16 protein-coding genes are annotated in these 16412 nt (G+C 69.7%); 10 read left to right on the top strand and 6 right to left on the bottom strand.

Annotated features, from left to right (window positions below):
- Positions 1 to 2469 (bottom strand): HAD-IC family P-type ATPase, encoded by a 2469-nt coding sequence (locus tag ACFYP5_RS05020; RefSeq protein WP_389030592.1) that lies wholly within the window; start codon positions 2467 to 2469, stop codon positions 1 to 3.
- 191 nt (positions 2470 to 2660) lie between these two features.
- Positions 2661 to 2945 (bottom strand): DUF2530 domain-containing protein, encoded by a 285-nt coding sequence (locus tag ACFYP5_RS05015; protein ID WP_389030590.1) that lies wholly within the window; start codon positions 2943 to 2945, stop codon positions 2661 to 2663.
- Between the two features lie 185 nt (positions 2946 to 3130).
- Here ACFYP5_RS05015 and ACFYP5_RS05010 point away from each other — a divergent pair, with 185 nt between their 5' ends.
- The gene (locus ACFYP5_RS05010) at positions 3131 to 4588 is read left to right on the top strand and encodes an NCS2 family permease (RefSeq protein WP_389030587.1); all 1458 of its coding nucleotides are present in this window, start codon (positions 3131 to 3133) and stop codon (positions 4586 to 4588) included.
- Between the two features lie 42 nt (positions 4589 to 4630).
- On the opposite strand, the gene ACFYP5_RS05005 is transcribed toward ACFYP5_RS05010, so the two are convergent.
- A complete protein-coding gene (locus tag ACFYP5_RS05005; protein ID WP_389030585.1) occupies positions 4631 to 4825 on the bottom strand; it encodes a ribbon-helix-helix protein, CopG family in 195 nt (64 codons plus the stop codon).
- 135 nt (positions 4826 to 4960) lie between these two features.
- On the opposite strand from ACFYP5_RS05005, the gene ACFYP5_RS05000 reads away from it, so the two are divergent.
- The 3 genes from ACFYP5_RS05000 (at position 4961) to thpR (ending at position 7550) form a co-directional block, all read left to right on the top strand.
- Positions 4961 to 5401 carry a MarR family winged helix-turn-helix transcriptional regulator gene (locus tag ACFYP5_RS05000; protein ID WP_030926516.1) on the top strand — a complete coding sequence of 147 codons (441 nt, stop codon included), beginning with the start codon at positions 4961 to 4963 and terminating at the stop codon, positions 5399 to 5401.
- A gap of 100 nt (positions 5402 to 5501) precedes the next feature.
- Positions 5502 to 6836: an MFS transporter gene (locus ACFYP5_RS04995; RefSeq protein WP_389030582.1), complete on the top strand. Its 1335-nt coding sequence runs from the start codon at positions 5502 to 5504 to the stop codon at positions 6834 to 6836.
- A 150-nt stretch (positions 6837 to 6986) separates the two neighbouring features.
- On the top strand, positions 6987 to 7550 hold the full coding sequence (gene thpR, locus ACFYP5_RS04990; protein ID WP_389030787.1) for an RNA 2',3'-cyclic phosphodiesterase: 564 nt from the start codon (positions 6987 to 6989) through the stop codon (positions 7548 to 7550).
- Positions 7551 to 7682: 132 nt separating this feature from the next.
- Here thpR and ACFYP5_RS04985 read toward each other — a convergent pair whose 3' ends face one another.
- Positions 7683 to 8456, bottom strand: coding sequence for an alpha/beta fold hydrolase (locus ACFYP5_RS04985; protein WP_389030579.1), 774 nt, complete (start codon positions 8454 to 8456; stop codon positions 7683 to 7685).
- Between the two features lie 85 nt (positions 8457 to 8541).
- On the opposite strand from ACFYP5_RS04985, the gene ACFYP5_RS04980 reads away from it, so the two are divergent.
- The gene (locus ACFYP5_RS04980) at positions 8542 to 9081 is read left to right on the top strand and encodes a PadR family transcriptional regulator (protein WP_389030576.1); all 540 of its coding nucleotides are present in this window, start codon (positions 8542 to 8544) and stop codon (positions 9079 to 9081) included.
- Between the two features lie 55 nt (positions 9082 to 9136).
- Positions 9137 to 10132: an aldo/keto reductase gene (locus ACFYP5_RS04975; RefSeq protein ID WP_389030573.1), complete on the top strand. Its 996-nt coding sequence runs from the start codon at positions 9137 to 9139 to the stop codon at positions 10130 to 10132.
- Between the two features lie 84 nt (positions 10133 to 10216).
- On the opposite strand, the gene ACFYP5_RS04970 is transcribed toward ACFYP5_RS04975, so the two are convergent.
- Together ACFYP5_RS04970 and pip are read right to left on the bottom strand one after the other, a co-directional pair.
- Positions 10217 to 12496, bottom strand: a complete 2280-nt coding sequence (locus ACFYP5_RS04970) for an N-acetylmuramoyl-L-alanine amidase (RefSeq protein ID WP_389030571.1) — start codon at positions 12494 to 12496, stop codon at positions 10217 to 10219.
- A gap of 184 nt (positions 12497 to 12680) precedes the next feature.
- Positions 12681 to 13652, bottom strand: a complete 972-nt coding sequence (pip, locus tag ACFYP5_RS04965) for a prolyl aminopeptidase (protein ID WP_389030568.1) — start codon at positions 13650 to 13652, stop codon at positions 12681 to 12683.
- A 62-nt stretch (positions 13653 to 13714) separates the two neighbouring features.
- On the opposite strand from pip, the gene ACFYP5_RS04960 reads away from it, so the two are divergent.
- The 4 genes from ACFYP5_RS04960 to ACFYP5_RS04945 all read left to right on the top strand — a co-directional run bounded on the left by ACFYP5_RS04960 (position 13715) and on the right by ACFYP5_RS04945 (position 16412).
- Complete coding sequence (locus ACFYP5_RS04960; protein ID WP_389030565.1) at positions 13715 to 14209, top strand: hypothetical protein; 495 nt, start codon at positions 13715 to 13717, stop codon at positions 14207 to 14209.
- A gap of 61 nt (positions 14210 to 14270) precedes the next feature.
- The gene (locus tag ACFYP5_RS04955; RefSeq protein WP_389030563.1) at positions 14271 to 14726 is read left to right on the top strand and encodes a MarR family winged helix-turn-helix transcriptional regulator; all 456 of its coding nucleotides are present in this window, start codon (positions 14271 to 14273) and stop codon (positions 14724 to 14726) included.
- Positions 14723 to 15589, top strand: coding sequence for an ABC transporter ATP-binding protein (locus tag ACFYP5_RS04950; protein WP_389030560.1), 867 nt, complete (start codon positions 14723 to 14725; stop codon positions 15587 to 15589). Before ACFYP5_RS04955 ends, ACFYP5_RS04950 begins: the two co-directional genes overlap by 4 nt.
- Positions 15549 to 16412 (top strand): ABC transporter permease, encoded by an 864-nt coding sequence (locus tag ACFYP5_RS04945; protein WP_389030557.1) that lies wholly within the window; start codon positions 15549 to 15551, stop codon positions 16410 to 16412. The genes ACFYP5_RS04950 and ACFYP5_RS04945 overlap by 41 nt, the downstream gene beginning before the upstream one ends.

The following is a 16412-nucleotide window of genomic DNA, read 5'->3' as shown; positions in this document are numbered from 1 at the left end:
CTATACGGGGAAGCGGCGACTGACCAGGCGCCAGGAGAACTCCAGGGCGGTCGCCGCCACCACCGCGATCCCCACCGCTGCCCACGGCATGACCGTGCCCACCAGCTTCAGGGCGAAGAAGCCCTGCAGCCAGGGCACCACCAGCACGACCAGGAACGCCGCCCCCATCGCCGCGACCAGGAGGATCCGCCACCAGGTGTAGGGGCGGGCGATGATCGCGAGGACCCACATCGAGACCAGGAACAGCGTGAGCGTCGCCGCACTGGTCTCCGCGTCCAGCGCACCCGGCCCCGTGTAGTAGTGCCGGGCGATCAGATAGGTCACGAACGTGGCGATGCCCGCGATGACGCCGGACGGGACCGAATACCGCATGACTCTGCGGACGAAGTGCGGCCGGGCCCGTTCCTTGTTGGGCGCGAGGGCCAGGAAGAACGCCGGGATGCCGATCGTCAGCGTCGACAGCAGGGTCAGATGCCGGGGCAGGAACGGGTACTCGACCTGGAAGCAGACCACCAGGATCGCCAGCAGCACCGAATAGACGGTCTTCGTCAGGAACAGGGTGGCGACCCGGGTGATGTTGCCGATGACCCGGCGGCCCTCGGCGACCACCGACGGCAGGGTCGCGAAGCTGTTGTTGAGCAGCACGATCTGCGCCACCGCGCGCGTCGCCTCCGAGCCGGACCCCATCGAGACCCCGATGTCGGCGTCCTTGAGCGCCAGCACGTCGTTGACCCCGTCCCCCGTCATCGCGACCGTGTGGCCGCGGGACTGGAGCGCGGCGACCATCTCCCGCTTCTGCTGCGGGGTGACCCGGCCGAAGACCGCGTTCTCCTCGATGGCCGTGGCCATGTCGTCCGGGTCCGTGGGCAGCCGTCGCGCGTCGAGGGTGTGTTCGGCGCCGGGCAGGCCGAGCTTGCCCGCGACCGCGCCGACCGAGACGGCGTTGTCCCCGGAGATGACCTTCGTGGCGACCTGCTGGTCGGCGAAGTAGCGGAGTGTCTGCCCGGCGTCCGGCCGCAGCCGCTGCTCCAGGACGACCAGCGCGGCCGGTTCGGCTCCGGCGGCGCTCCGCGGCCCTTCCAGCTCCCCCTGCACGCGGGCCAGCAGCAGGACCCGCAGTCCCTGCCGGTTGAGCTGTTCGATCTCGCCGAGTGCCGGGTCGTGGTCCGGGAGCAGCACATCGGGTGCGCCGAGCAGCCAGCTCGACGCCTTGCCGCTGCCCTCGTCGAACGCGGCGCCGCTGTACTTGCGTGCCGAGGAGAACGGCAGCGCCTCCGTGCAGTGCCACGCCTCGCCGTTCGGGGACGGGTACGCGTCGATGATCGCCTGCAGGCTGGCATTGGGCCGCGGGTCGGACGCGCCGAGGTTGGCCAGCACCTGGCGGATGTACGGGTCGTCCGCACCGGCCAGCGCCCGCAACTCGGTGACGTCCATGCCGCCTTCGGTGAGCGTGCCGGTCTTGTCGAGGCAGACGATGTCGACCCGGGCGAGGCCCTCGATGGCGGGCAGCTCCTGCACCAGGCACTGCTTGCGGCCGAGCCGTACGACACCGATCGCGAAGGCGACCGAGGTGAGCAGCACCAGGCCTTCCGGGATCATCGGGACGATTCCGCCGACCGTCCGGGCGATGGAGTCCTTGAGGTCGGTCTTCTTGACGAAGAGCTGGCTGATGATCAGGCCGATCGCGGTCGGCACCATCATCCAGGTGACGTACTTGAGGATCGTGCTGATGCCGCTGCGCAGTTCGGACTGGACGAGGGTGAAGCGCGACGCCTCCTCGGCGAGCTGCGCGGCGTAGGCCTCGCGGCCGACCTTGGTGGCGGAGAACGCACCGCCGCCCGCGACGACGAAGCTGCCGGACATGACCGGATCGCCGGGCTGTTTCACCACAGGGTCGGCCTCACCGGTGAGCAGCGACTCGTCGATCTCCAGGTTGTCGGCCTCGGCCACCGCGCCGTCCACGACGACCTTGTCGCCGGGGCCGAGTTCGACCAGATCGCCGAGGACGATCTCCGAGGTGGATATCTCGGCGGCGACCCCGTCGCGCCGGACCGTGGGTTTCGCCTCGCCGATGACGGCCAGGCCGTCGAGGGTCTTCTTGGCCCGCCACTCCTGGACGATGCCGATGCCGGTGTTGGCGATGATCACGTAACCGAAGAGGCTGTCCTGGAACGGCGCGACGAACAGCATGACCAGCCAGAGCACGCCGATGATCAGGTTGAACCGGGTGAAGACATTGGCGCGGACGATCTCGCCGACGGAGCGGGACGAGCGGACGGGTACGTCGTTGACCTCGCCCCGGGCGATCCGCTCGGCGACCTCGGCGGCGGTCAGTCCGGTGCTGCGTACGGCCGGGTCCGGCAGCTTCATCGGGTGGACCGGGTCGAGTTCGGAACCGGCGTCGATGGGGGCCGGCCGGGGCCGGCGGGGTTTCTGCTTCCCGGAGGAGTCGACTGCCCGCTGCGTCATGGTTCCGACGGTACGGGTGGAACGTCCGATTCACCCGCCGGGGATCCGAAGATCGGACCGCAGGAGGAGTGGGCGCGGTCCGGGGCTTCGGGGAAGTCGGGGTCGCGTCCCTGACTTCCCCGATGGTCGACGCGCCGGCCGGTGTCCCGGTTTCCGCCGGTGGTTCGCGATGGCGGCTTGCGCCGGTGGCGTCAGTGGCTGCCGTCGGCCGCGTCGGGCGTTCCGGCCTTGGCGGCGGCCGCCCGCTTGAGCGCCGCGTCGCGCCCCCGCACGTACCAGATGCCGATCAGTCCGAGCCCGGCACCGGCCAGACACGTCCACACCCACCAGGTGTGCCCGTGCTCGTCGAACCAGCCGTAGAACGGGAGCTGGACGAGGAAGAGGACGAACCAGAGGATCGTTCCGCCGGTGATGGTGGCGACGACGGGCCCCTCCAGGGGCTCGGGTGCCTCGTGTGTCGGTGTCCACTTCGCCATGGGGTCAGTGTATGCGGCCCTATGTAAAGCCTGTCGGGCCAGTCGGCCCAAGGGTCTACGCGCGGAGATAGCGATCTTCGCCTTATGTATTCATACTGAATCTGCTTGCGGCTGTCTCGAATTATTCGTGTAAAAGTCCAAAGCTGACCACTCTTCTCCCCCTCTACGCACGACTGAGGTCATACATGTCCCCCTCGGCCACCGCTTCGGTCGACTCCAGGCAGCCCATAGCTCCACAGCCGCACGGCGGTCTGGACCGTTTCTTCAAGATCTCCGAGCGGGGGTCGTCGGTCGCGCGTGAGATCCGTGGCGGATTCGCCACGTTCTTCGCGATGGCGTACATCATCGTGCTGAACCCGATCATTCTCGGCAGCGCGAAGGACATGTACGGGCATCAGCTCAATGGCGGCCAGCTGGTCACCGCCACCGTGCTGACCGCCGCGTTCTCCACCCTGCTGATGGGCGTCATCGGCAATGTGCCGATCGCTCTGGCCGCCGGTCTCGGCGTCAACACCGTCGTCGCCCTGCAGCTCGCCCCCCGGATGAGCTGGCCGGACGCGATGGGCATGGTCGTCCTCGCAGGCATCGTCGTCATGCTGCTCGTCGCGACCGGGCTGCGCGAACGCGTGATGAACGCCGTACCGAAGTCGCTCCGCAAGGGCATCGCGATCGGTATCGGTCTCTTCATCCTGCTGATCGGTCTGGTCGACTCGGGCTTCGTCTCCCGTATCCCGGACGTCGCGCACACCACCGTGCCGCTCCAGCTCGGCACTGACGGCCACCTCAACGGCTGGCCCGTTCTGGTCTTCATCCTCGGCGCGCTGCTCACCCTCGCACTGATCGTCCGCAAGGTGCCGGGCGCGATCCTGATCTCGATCGTCGCCATGACGGTCGTCGCGATGGTCATCGACGCGATCGCCGACCTGCCGGGCGAGGCCTGGGGCCTGACCGTTCCGCAATGGCCGGGCAACCCGGTGGCCACCCCCGACTTCGGACTGATCGGCAAGGTCAGCCTGTTCGGCGGCTTCGACAAGGTCGGTGCGCTGACCGGCATCCTGTTCGTCTTCACCGTGCTGCTGTCCTGCTTCTTCGACGCGATGGGCACCATCCTCGGTGTCGGTGACGAGGCCAAGCTGACGGACAAGGACGGCAACTTCCCCGGCATCAACAAGGTGCTGTTCGTGGACGGCATCGCGGTCGCCGCGGGCGGTGCGAGCTCCTCCTCCGCCAGTACCTGCTTCGTGGAGTCCACGGCGGGTGTCGGAGAGGGGGCCCGCACCGGCTTCGCGAGCGTGGTGACGGGTCTGCTGTTCACGGTGGCGCTGTTCCTGACGCCGCTGGCGACCATGGTTCCGTCGCAGGCGGCCACGCCGGCGCTGCTGGCGGTCGGCTTCCTGATCATCGCGGGGTCGGTGCGGGACATCGACTGGAGCGACTACACGCTCGCCGTCCCGGCCTTCCTGGCCATGGTGATGATGCCGTTCACGTACTCGATCACCAACGGCATCGGCATCGGCTTCATCGCCTTCTCCGTGCTGCGGGTGGCGGCCGGTCGCTGGCGCGAGGTGCCGGTGGCCATGTACGTGGTGTCGGCGGTCTTCGTCTTCTACTACGCGATGCCGGCTCTCGGCCTGACGTCGTAACCCTTCACGCGTCGCCCTCTGCGGGGCGGACGACCGGGCGAATCAGTTCACCCGGTCGTCCGCCCCGTAGAACTTTTCCGTCTCCTCGACGGCGGCTTTGAAGCGCTCGTCGAAATCGCTGCGGATGAGCGTCCTGACGACATAGTCCTGGACGCTCATTCCGCGTCTGGCGGCATGCTGCCGGAGCCGGTCGAGCAGCTCACCGTCTATCCGCAGGCTGAGCACTGTCGATCCCATGGCAAGCAGGGATACGGCCTTTGAGGTCGTTTCGCGTCACTTTCCGGATCTCACTCACTCATTTGGGTGATCGATAGCCCGCGCGTGTACCAGTCGAGTGGTATTTAGAGTAGGTAATGAGTTACGCTAACAAACATGCCTGACCTGATCCACGACGGCGAGAGTGCCGCCGCCGTGAGCTCCCTACGCTCCGCCGTGATGCTGCTGGGCCGACGCCTCAAGCACCAGCGCGTCGACGAGTCGCTGAGCCCCACCGAGATGTCGGTGCTCGGCACACTCGCCCGCTGCGGTTCCGCCACCCCCGGTGAGCTGGCCCGCAAGGAGCATGTGCAGCCCCCGTCGATGACCCGCATCGTCGCGCTGCTCGAAGCCAAGGGGCTGGTCAGACTGGAACCGCACCCCGATGACCGTCGCCAGAAGATGGTCAGCCAGACCGAGCAGGCCGAAGCCATGCTCGAGGAGAGCCGCTCCAAGCGGAACGCCTGGCTGGCCACCCTCGCCGAAGGCCTGGACGAGGACGAGTGGGAGACGCTGCGCAAGGCGGCACCAGTGCTGGAGAAGCTCGCCCACCTGTAGCGGTACGGGGGGGTACGCCGGGCCTGGGTCCGCGTGCTGCCCGTACGGCCGCATCCCGTCAGTCAGCGCACGCAGTCCACGCCCGAGGAGGCGAACCCTTTTGAGTACGGGATCCGGAGCAGACTCCGCCCCCGCACCGACGTCCACCCACGAGAGCAAGCCCGGCGGGACCTTCTCGTCGCTGAAGATCCGCAACTACCGCCTGTTCGCCACAGGCGCGGTGATCTCCAACACCGGTACCTGGATGTCCCGCATCACGCAGGACTGGCTCGTTCTGAGCCTCACCGGGTCCGCCACCGCCGTCGGCATCACCACGGCCCTCCAGTTCCTTCCCATGCTGCTCTTCGGCCTGTACGGCGGCGTCATCGCCGACCGGCTCCCGAAGCGCAAGCTCCTCCTCGTCAGCCAGGCCGCGCTCGGCCTCTGCGGGCTCTCCCTGGCCGCCCTCACCCTCTCCGGTGTCGTCCAGGTGTGGCACGTCTACCTGATCGCCTTCCTGCTCGGCATGGTCACGGTCGTGGACAACCCGGCCCGCCAGTCCTTCGTCTCCGAGATGGTCGGCCCCGCCCAGCTGCGGAACGCGGTCAGTCTGAATTCGGCCAACTTCCAGTCGGCCCGGCTGATCGGTCCCGCCGTCGCGGGTGTCCTGATCACCACGGTCGGCAGCGGCTGGGCCTTCATGTTCAACGGCCTGTCCTTCGGTGCCCCGCTCATCGGCCTGCTGCTGATGCGCACGAGCGAACTGCACAAGGCGGTCGTCGTGCCGCGTGCCAAGGGGCAGCTCCGCGAGGGGCTGCGCTATGTCTCGGGGCGCCCCGAGCTGATCTGGCCGATCGTCCTGGTCGGCTTCGTCGGCACGTTCGGCTTCAACTTCCCGATCTGGCTCACCGCCTTCGCCGACGAGATCTTCCACGGCGGCGCGGGGATGTACTCGTTCTTCAACATCCTCATGGCGGCCGGTTCGCTGGCCGGCGCACTGCTGGCCGCCCGCCGGCGCTCCTCGCGGCTGCGGATGCTGGTGGCGGCGGGGACGGTGTTCGGTCTCCTGGAGATCATCGCGTCCATGTCGCCGTACGTCTGGCTCTTCGCGATCCTGCTGCTCCCGATCGGCATGATCGGCCTGACCACCAACATCAGCGCGAACACGAGCGTCCAGATGGCCGCCGACCCGGCCATGCGCGGCCGGGTGATGAGCCTGTACATGATGGTCTTCGCCGGTGGTACGCCGGTGGGCGCCCCGATCGTGGGCTGGATCAGCGACACGTACGGCGTCCGGACCGCCATGGCGGTCGGCGGCGCGTTCTCGATGTTCGCCGCACTCGGCGTCGGCTTCATGCTGGCCCGCGTCGGCGGGCTGCGCATCAAGGTCGACCTGCGGCCGGGCCACCGGCATGTGCGGTTCGTCCCCCGCGAGGAGCTGGCGACGGCGGCCTGAGGACCGCCCGTACGCGACGTGACAGGCCCCGGCCGGTGGATACGGCCGGGGCCGTCCCGTAGGCACTCGGGCCGTTTCCCGCGTACAACGCGATACGCACGGTGACCGGGGTGCGCGCCGGTACGGTGCGACACTCGGCCCATGAGCCGCATGAGACTCTTCGTCGCCGTCCTGCCGCCCGACTCCGCCGTCGCGGAGCTCCGCCGTGCCGTCGCCCCGCTGCACACCCTTCCGGGGGCCGGTGGCATGCGCTGGACCGGCACCGACGCGTGGCACTTCACGCTCGCCTTCCTGGGCGTGGTCGACGAAGAGCTGCTGCCCGATCTGCACGAGCGGCTGGGGCGCGCCGCCCGCCGAACCGAGCGGTTCCCGCTGCGCATCCACCGGGGCGGCCGGTTCGACGGCCATGTGCTGTGGGCCGGGGCCGCGGGCGGACTCGACACGCTGAGGCTCCTCGCCGAGCGCGCCGACGCGGCAGCCCGCCGCGCCGGTGTAGCGATGGACGAGCACCGCCGCTACACCCCGCACCTCACCCTCGCCCGCAGTCGCTCCGAGACGGACCTGCACCCCTACGTGGAGGCCTTGGACAGCTTCGAGGGCACACCGTGGGAGGTCGGCGAGGTCGCTCTCGTACGCAGCAATCTGCCGGTCGCCGGGGTGCCGGGGGAGCAGCCGCGGTACGAGGTGGTGGCCTCCTGGCCGCTGGGGCACTGAGCGGTGCGGTTACGCTCGACGGGTGGACCCGAAGACCAGAAACCGCATCATGGCCGTTGTGCTCGTACTGATGTTCGCCGTTGTCGCCGTGGCAGCCGCGGTCGGGGGCTGAGGCGCTGACACCGGCTCCCGTCAGCCGAGCCCCAGGGCCCGGGCGGTCTCCTTCACGAACGCCTCGGGGTTGTCCAGCATGATGTTGTGCTCGCACCCCGGGACCGGCACGACCCGCACCCCGCCCTCGACCAGGCCGTCCTCGTCGGGCAGTGGGCCGTCGCTCTCCGGCCGCAGGTACGTGCGCGGAATCTTCAGCTCCAGCAGCTGCTCGCGCATCGTGGGCGTCGTTCCGCGCGCGAGGTGCACGGCGCTGCGGTGCAGCGCTTCCGATCCCGAGAGCCGCATCGTCGACCACCAGTGGGGCCCCACCCGGTCGCGCACCTCGGCCATGCCCTGATCGAGGAACTCCTCCTCCGTGTACGCGGCGATGCCACTGCTGCCGGGCCGTTGCCGGTCGGGCGCGACCGGGTCGAGGTTGGCGTCGACCAGGACGAGCCGCGCCACCAGCTCCGGGTGGCGTGCCGCGAGCACGATGGCCACCGAACCGCCCATGCTGTGTGCGACGACGTCCGTGTCGTACGCACCGGCGGCCCTGAGCGCGACGGCGATCGCGTCGGCGTGCGCTTCGAGCGTGTAGTCGAAGTCCGTGGGCCGGTCACTGATGCCGAAGCCGAGCATGTCCATGAGCAGCGAACGGCTGCCGGCGAGGAGCGGATGGACGGCGCTCGCGGTGAAGTAAGGACCGGACGAGGCACCGAGCCCATGCAGATAGACGCGGGTCCGTCCGTCGCTGCCCGGGATCTCCACCCACCGGATGCGCGCACCGTCCGCAGTCACCTGTGCGTTCTTCATGTCTCCCGTTCCCCTCCGGTCATGAAACCATCGGCGAGACCATATATCGGTCCCGATGTATGAAGCGAGAGGGGAGGATGCTCGGGTGCTGGAACTGGCCATCCTGGGATTTCTGTACGAGCAGCCGCTGCACGGCTACGAGTTGAAGCGACGCGTCGCCCACCTCACCGGCCACGTCCGCCCGATCGCGGACGGCACGCTGTACCCGGCGATCAAGCGCCTGGAGCGCGCCGGGTGGCTCGGCCGCCGGACCGAGCCCGGCAGCAGGGCCGCACCCCGCCACACGCTGACCCTGACGGACGACGGGCGCGAGGAGCTGCGCCGCCGGCTGCGCGAGGCCGACGACGTCGACATCAGCGACGAGAACCGCTGGTTCACCGTCCTCGCCTTCCTCCGCCACCTGCAGGCCCCCGCCGAGCAGGCGGCCGTACTGCGGCGCAGGCTGACCTTCCTGCGGGAGCCGAGCAGTTTCTTCTACGACTACGGCTCCGGGGGTGAGCGCCCGCTCGGCCCGGAGGCCTTCGGCGACCCGTTCCGGCGAGGCGTTCTCACGATCGCCCGGGCGGCGAGCGAAGCGGAACTGAGCTGGCTGACAACGACCCTCGAGGATCTCGGAACCCGCTGAGACCGCCCGTTGAGCCCTTGCTTCGAGCGGACTCGAAGGCGTTGGCTTGGTGCCCATGAAGTACACGCAGCTCGGACGCACCGGACTTGAAGTCAGCCGACTCGTCCTCGGCACCATGAACTTCGGTCCGCAGACCAATGAGGCCGACAGCCACGCGATCATGGACGCCGCGCTGGACGCGGGCGTCAACCTTTTCGACACTGCCAATGTCTACGGCTGGGGTGAGAACAAGGGCCGCACGGAGGAGATCCTCGGCACCTGGTTCGCCAAGGGCGGTGAACGCCGCGACAAGGTCGTGCTCGCCACCAAGGTGTACGGGAACATGGCCGCGGAGGGCGATGCCTGGCCCAACCACCACAAGCTCTCCGCGCTCAACATCCGGCGCGCCGTCGACGCCAGCCTCAAGCGGCTGCAGACGGACCACATCGACCTGTACCAGTTCCACCACATCGACCGCACCACCCCGGTCGAGGAGATCTGGCAGGCCATCGACGTCCTGATCCAGCAGGGCAAGATCCTCTACGCGGGCTCGTCCAACTTCGCCGGCTGGAAGATCGCCCAGACCAACGAGACCGCGAAGCGCCTCGGCTCGTACGGTCTGGTCAGCGAGCAGTGCCTCTACAACCTCGCCGAACGCCGCGCCGAGATGGAGGTCATCCCGGCCGCGCAGGAGTACGGCCTCGGTGTCATCCCGTGGTCCCCGCTGCACGGCGGACTGCTCGGCGGAGTGATCCGCAAGGAGCGTGAGGGCGGCGCGGCCCGTTCGGCGTCCGGCCGTTCGGCGGACGCGCTCGCCAACACCGCGGTGCGCGCGCAGATCCAGGCGTACGAGGACCTGCTGGAGAAGCACGGCCTGGAGCCCGGCGAGGTGGGCCTGGCCTGGCTGCTGACCCGTCCGGGCGTGACGGGCCCGATCTCCGGTCCGCGTACGCGTGAGCAGCTGGACTCGGCGGTGCGCGCCGTGGACCTGGAGCTGTCGGACGAGGTGCTGGCCGCCCTGGACGAGATCTTCCCGGGCCCCGGCCCGTCGCCGGAGGCCTTCGCCTGGTGAGCAGGGGAACCTCTCTGTGAACACCTGAGCCCGGCTCTGCGGCACAAGCGCGCGGAGCCGGGCTCAGGTCATCGTGCGTGGAGGCTACTTGAGGTAGACCAGGCCGTCGGTGGTGATCGCCGGCCGTCCCGAGGTGGCGACGACGACGATCTTGACCGTGTGCTTGGCGCTCGTGGACCAGCTCTTCGTCCACAGCGCGTCGCGGTACTTGGTGGTGGACGACTTCAGGTCGACCGTGGCCACCTTCGTGCCGTCGACATAGACGTACGCCTGGCCGGACGTGCTGGCGCGCGAGACCACCCAGGCGGCCGACCTGCCGGTGAACGTCCAGGTCAGGCTCGCGTTCTTGGACGAGCTCGAGTACGACTTGCCGCCGAGATAGCTGGCCGACGACTTCGTCGTCCAGGTACCGGTCTTCGTGGCCGAGGTCTCCTGCAGGATGACCGGGGTGCCGGATACGGAGGCGGCCGCGGTGTTGCCCGCCAGGTCGTACGCGGTCATGGACCAGGCGGTCGCCACGCCGGACTTGGCGGTGTGCGAGGCGCTCGTGGTGGTCGGCCCGTAGGTCTTGGCGACCGGGGCGGTCAGCCGGACCTCCTTCAGGGAAGCGGCGTCGGTCGCCTTCCACTTCAGGGTGAGCGGGACGGCGGTGGTGTTCACGGTGCCGGTGCGCAGGGCGAGGTTCGGCTTGGTGGTGAACGTGGGAGCCGTCTGATCGGCGATCACGGTCGCGACCGCGGACGCGGCCGTCTTCCCCGACTGGTGCGTGGCGCGTACCTGGATCTTGTGGGTGCCGGCACCGAGCGCGGCCTTCGCCGAGGTGGCGGTGGCCCCGGTCGTGGCGACGCTCTTGCCGTCGACCAGCAGCTCGTACTTGGAGATCAGGGTGCTCGGTGTGGTCGCCGTCCAGCCCACGGTGATCGCGGACTTGGTGTAGTACGACGTCCCGGACAGCGTGGCACCGGTCACCGACTTGAGGGCCAGTCCGGTGACGGGGCCCGCGGCGAGGCTGCGGATCGCGGGCAGCTGCCCGTACAGCTTGGTGCCGGGGCACTCGGTGTTGAAGCCGTCGCGGTGGCCGGAGATCTGCTTGAAGGAGTACTGCGTACCGGCGGTGAAGGTCTTCCCGAAGCCGTTGGACCCGGTGGCGCCCGCGGTGAGCATGGTGCTGCCCGCCGGGTCGCCCTTGTACTGGCCGAGCTTCCACGCGGCGATCCGGGCCACCGAGGTGGTCACCGCGCTGGGGGCGGCCGCATCCGTGTAGGTGCCGAGGACGGAGATACCGGCCGACTCCCGGTTGAAGCCGTAGGTGTGTGCGCCGAGGACCGGCCGGTCCACGCCGCCCTTACGGCCCTCGAAGATCGTCCCGCACTTGTCGACCAGGAAGTTGTAGCCGATGTCCTTCCAGTGCTCGCTCTGGACGTGGTACGCGTACACGCTGCGCACGATCGCCGCGGAGTCGGCGCAGGAGTAGTCGTTGGTCCCTGCGGTGTGGTGGACGAAGACGGCCTTGACCGTGGCGTTGTACTCCGGCGCCTCCGGGCTGATCGACTCGTCGGCGCCCCAGCCCGCACGCGAGGTGATGGGCGGCTTGGGCACGGTCGACGGCGGTGCGGGCGGCAGCGAAGCGGACGGCGAGATGCTCGCGGTCGGCGAGGAGCTGTCGCTCGCCGTGGGCGACGGGCTGTCCGTTGCCGTCCCGGACGGTGTCACGGTCGGTGTCCCGGACGCCGGGGCGGTGTCGGACTCCGTGGCCGTGGGGGTCGGTTCCGAGGTGGCCGTCGGATCGGCCGAGGGGGATTCGGACGACGACGGGTCGGCCGGGATCTCGGTTTCGGCGACGAAGGCGGCCGGGGCCGCGTGCAGCGACGAGCCCTTGCCGGGGTCGACGGTGTCCAGCCGCAGCCCGGCGGGCAGCTTCGCGGAGACCTTGGCGCCCGCGGTGACGCGTACCTCGACGCCGTCGGACGGGCCGACCCACCGTGGTTCGGTGGACCCGCGGACACCGGAGCGGCCTGCCTCCGTACGGGCGTCGTTGTCGGTCTCCAGCGGCATCCAGGACGACCAGGTGCCCTTCGAGACCGACCTGGTCCGTACCTCGACCGCTCCCGTCACCTTCGCCGCCGGGTCGGTCCAGGTGACGCCGAGCATGCTGAACGGATCGGTGTCCCGCCGGCCGAGCGACGCGGAACTGCCGTCGGCGGACACCTCCAGCGCCGCCGCGCGCACCTCGGCCCGGACCGGACCTGCCTTGCTGTCGGCGCTGTCGTCGGATTTTCCGGTGATGCCCTGGAACACCAGGACGCCGGCCACCGCCGTGGTTGCAACAGCAGCCGTGGCCCAGAGTCTTCGCCGCGATCTCAAGTCGTATCCCTTGGGAGAGTGGTTGGACAGTCAGGTTCCGTCGGCTCGGGGGCACGTTGGGGGAACGCCACGGGAATTCCGACGAGAGGAGCACAAGATCCACCGCAGTGCGGCGGGCTGCACAGCATGCCATTACTCTTTCCGGCCGACCGGACCGCCCCCGTGTTGCGCCGGCTCCTGTCCCCTACTGCGCGGCGAACCGGTCCAGGGCCTCCAGGACCGTCCGGGTGGTCGCCGGTCCGCCCAGATGACCCGTCCCGTCGATCACGGTCAGCTCCGCGTCCGGCCATGCCTTCGACAGCTCCCACGCGGTGATCAGCGGGCCGCCGAGGTCGAACCGGCCGTGCACCAGCACACCCGGGATCCCCGCCAGCCGCCCGGCGTTCCGGATCAGCTGCCCCTCCTCCAGCCAGGCGCCGTGGGAGAAGTAGTGCGAGCAGATCCGTACCAGCGCCTGCTGCGCCCTGCCCGGCCGGCCGCTGTACGGCGGCGGTCCCGAGTACGTCTCCTGGGAGAGCACCGCGTCCTCCCAGGCGCACCAGTCGGCCGTGGCCTTCGCCCGTACCGCGGCGTCCGGGCTCTCCATCCGCCGGGCGTACGCGGCCACCAGACCGCCGTCCCCGGCCGCCTCCGGGACGCCCGCCCGGAACAGGTCCCACGCCTCCGGAAAGATCCGCCCGACGCCCCGGTACAGCCAGTCGATCTCACTGCGCCGGGTCGTCGTGACAGCCGGGATCACGATCTCGGAGACCCGTTCCGGATGCTCCTCGGCGTACGCCAGGATCAGCGTCGACCCCCAGGACCCCCCGTACAGCAGCCACTTCTCGATCCCGAGACGGACCCGCAGCCGCTCCATGTCGGCGATGAGGTGGGCGGTGGTGTTGTGCCGCATGTCGGCGGCCGGGTCACTCGCGTGCGGTGTCGACCGGCCGCAACCCCGCTGGTCGAAGAGGACGACCCGGTACCGGTCCGGGTCGAAGTACTGCCGGGCGTGCGCGCCGCACCCCGACCCCGGACCGCCGTGGACGACGAGCGCGGGCTTGCCGTCCGGGTTGCCGCAGACCTCCCAGTGCACGAGGTTGCCGTCACCGACATCGAGCATGCCCTGGTCGTACGGTTCGATCGGCGGGTACTTCGCATCGGGCTCGCGGTCCATGGCGGCGTCCTTCCGGTCCGGGCCGAAGAGCTCACCTTATGGCGGGGCGTAGCGTGGCTGCCGTGAATTCCACCCCACGGGTTCTGGCCGTACTCGACGCTCTGCTCGCCACCGCAGCCCCCGACCGGCGAGGTGCACTCTGGCAACTGGCGGAACAGGGGCGGGAGCTGGACGCCAACCTGGTGCGTCTGCCGCCGGGCGGCGAGATCGGTGAGCATCAGGAGGACGTCCTCGACGTGCTTCTCGTCGTCGTCGCGGGAAGCGGCCGGGCGGTCACGGGCGCAGAGGTCCTGGAGCTCGCCCCCACCACGGTCCTCTGGTTGCCCCGCACCTCCCGCCGCGCCCTCGCGGCCGGACCGGACGGCCTGGCGTACCTCACCGTCCACCGCCGCCGTCCGGGCCTGACCATCAAGCCCTCGGGCGAGATCCCGGCGGCGCACGAAGGCGGTGAGGGGCCCTGCATGCTGGACCGGGTCTGTCCCGACTGCGGCCGCCTCTCGGTGGATCCGGCACCGGTGTTCTGCAGCAGGTGCGGGGAGCGGTTCCCGGAGCGGTGAGGCCGGCGCGGTCGAGTCCTCGCCGGGGCCGATACCTCGCACACAGAGCTAAAATGGACACATGGCGGCAGGTGAGCTACCTGATGAGCTCGCCGGACTTCTGCCCCGCATCCAGAGGCTCGCCCGGCGGCGGCTGTGGAGCGGGCTGCCCCCGCCCGGACTGCGTGGGGCGCACGCCGAACTGCTCCGTCTCGTCGCCGCCGAACCCGGCATCCGGGTCTCCGCCGCCGCGCACGACCTCTGCCTCGCGGCCAATTCCGTCAGCACCCTGATCAACCGTCTGGTCGCGCAAGGACTGTTGCGACGGGAGAGCGACCCCGGTGACGGGCGGGCCGCGCTGCTGTACCCGACCCCCGCAGGCGTCGCGCGGCTGCACGAATGGCGTGCCCGGCGCGACGCGCTCTTCCGTGAACACGTCGCGAAGCTCGACGCGGCCGACCGGGCCGCGCTGACCGCCGCGCTCCCGTCACTGCGCAGACTCGCCGACTCATTGCGCGAAGGGGAGGAGCCCCCGTGACCCCCGCTCTCAGCTGCACCGGTCTGACCTATTCCTTCGGTACGTCGAAAGCCGTCGACGGGCTGGACCTGCTGGTCCGACCCGGCGAGGTCTTCGGCCTGCTCGGGCCCAACGGCGCGGGCAAGACGACCACCCTGCGCGCGATCACCACCCTGCTGCCCGTGCCGTCCGGTGTCATCGAGGTGTTCGGCCATGACGCGGCCCGGCAGAAGATGGCCGTACGGCGCCTGCTCGGTTACGTACCGCAACAGCTGTCGGCCGACGCCGGCCTCACCGGCCGGGAGAACGTCGCCCTCTTCGCCCGCGTCTTCGACGTGCCCCGCCGCCAGCGCGCGGCCCGCGTCGGACAGGCGCTGGACGCGGTGGGTCTCGGCCCCCAGGCGCACCGGCTCGCCGCCACATACTCCGGCGGCATGGTGCGCCGCCTCGAACTGGCCCAGGCCCTGGTCAGCGCACCCCGCCTGATGATCCTGGACGAACCGACCATCGGCCTGGACCCGATCGCGCGCGACAGTGTCTGGGACCGCATCACCGAGATCCGGACCGGCACCGGGATGACCGTGCTGGTCACCACCCACTCCATGGACGAGGCCGATCAGCGCTGCGACCGGCTGGCCCTCATGCACCTCGGCAGGCTCCGCGCGCTCGGCACGCCCACCGAGCTCAAGGCCGAACTGATCGCGGACCGCCGGGAGTCCGGCGAGACCGGCCTGCCGCAGCCGACGCTGGAGGACGTCTTCCGGTACCACTCCGGAAGCGGCCTGGACGACCCCGGCTCCGGCACCGGCTCGGGTTCCGACGAAGGGAAGGGAGCGTTCCGCGATGTCCGCCGTACCCGTCGCACCGCATCACGCCTCGGCTGAACCCGGTTCACCCGACGAACGGTTCGCTCTCCTGCTGGACCCGCCGCCGTCCCGCACGGGCTGGCGTGTCGTCCCCGCACGCGTCACCGCGATGTGCGTCGTCGAAATGCAGAAGCTGCGCCACGACCGCACCGAGATCTACACCCGCGCCGTACAGCCGGCGCTCTGGCTGCTGATCTTCGGCGTGACGTTCTCACGTATCCACGCCATCCCGACCGGCGGCGTCCCTTATCTCGACTTCCTGGCGCCCGGCATCATCGCCCAGTCCGCCATGTTCATCGCGATCTTCTACGGCATCATGATCATCTGGGAGCGGGACTCGGGTGTCCTCACCAAACTCATGGTCACACCGACGCCCCGGACCGCCCTGGTGACCGGCAAGGCCTTCGCCGCCGGAGTGAAGGCCGTGATCCAGGCGGCGGTCGTCATCGTGATCGCCGCGCTGATCGGTGTCGGCATGACCTGGAACCCGTTGCGCCTGCTCGGCGTGGTCGTGGTCGTCGTGCTCGCCTCGGCGTTCTTCTCCTGCCTGTCGATGTCGATCGCCGGCATCGTCCTGACCCGCGACCGCCTGATGGGCATCGGCCAGGCCATCACCATGCCGCTGTTCTTCGCGTCCAACGCGCTGTACCCGGTAGCCCTGATGCCGGACTGGCTCCAGGCCATCAGCAGGGTGAACCCGCTGAGCTACCAGGTCGACGCCCTGCGCGGGCTGCTCATCGGTACGCCGGCCCACCTGGGGCTCGACTTCGCGATACTCGCCTCCGCCGCGCTCCTCGGCATCGTCGCCGCAGGTTCGCTCCTCGGCCGGCTGGCCCGCTGA

The sequence above is a fragment of the Streptomyces sp. NPDC005262 genome, from assembly GCF_042872425.1.
In the GTDB taxonomy this organism is placed as follows: Bacteria; Actinomycetota; Actinomycetes; order Streptomycetales; family Streptomycetaceae; genus Streptomyces.
Note: the sequence above shows the minus strand (reverse complement) of the source record. Positions and strands in the feature narration are given on the sequence as shown.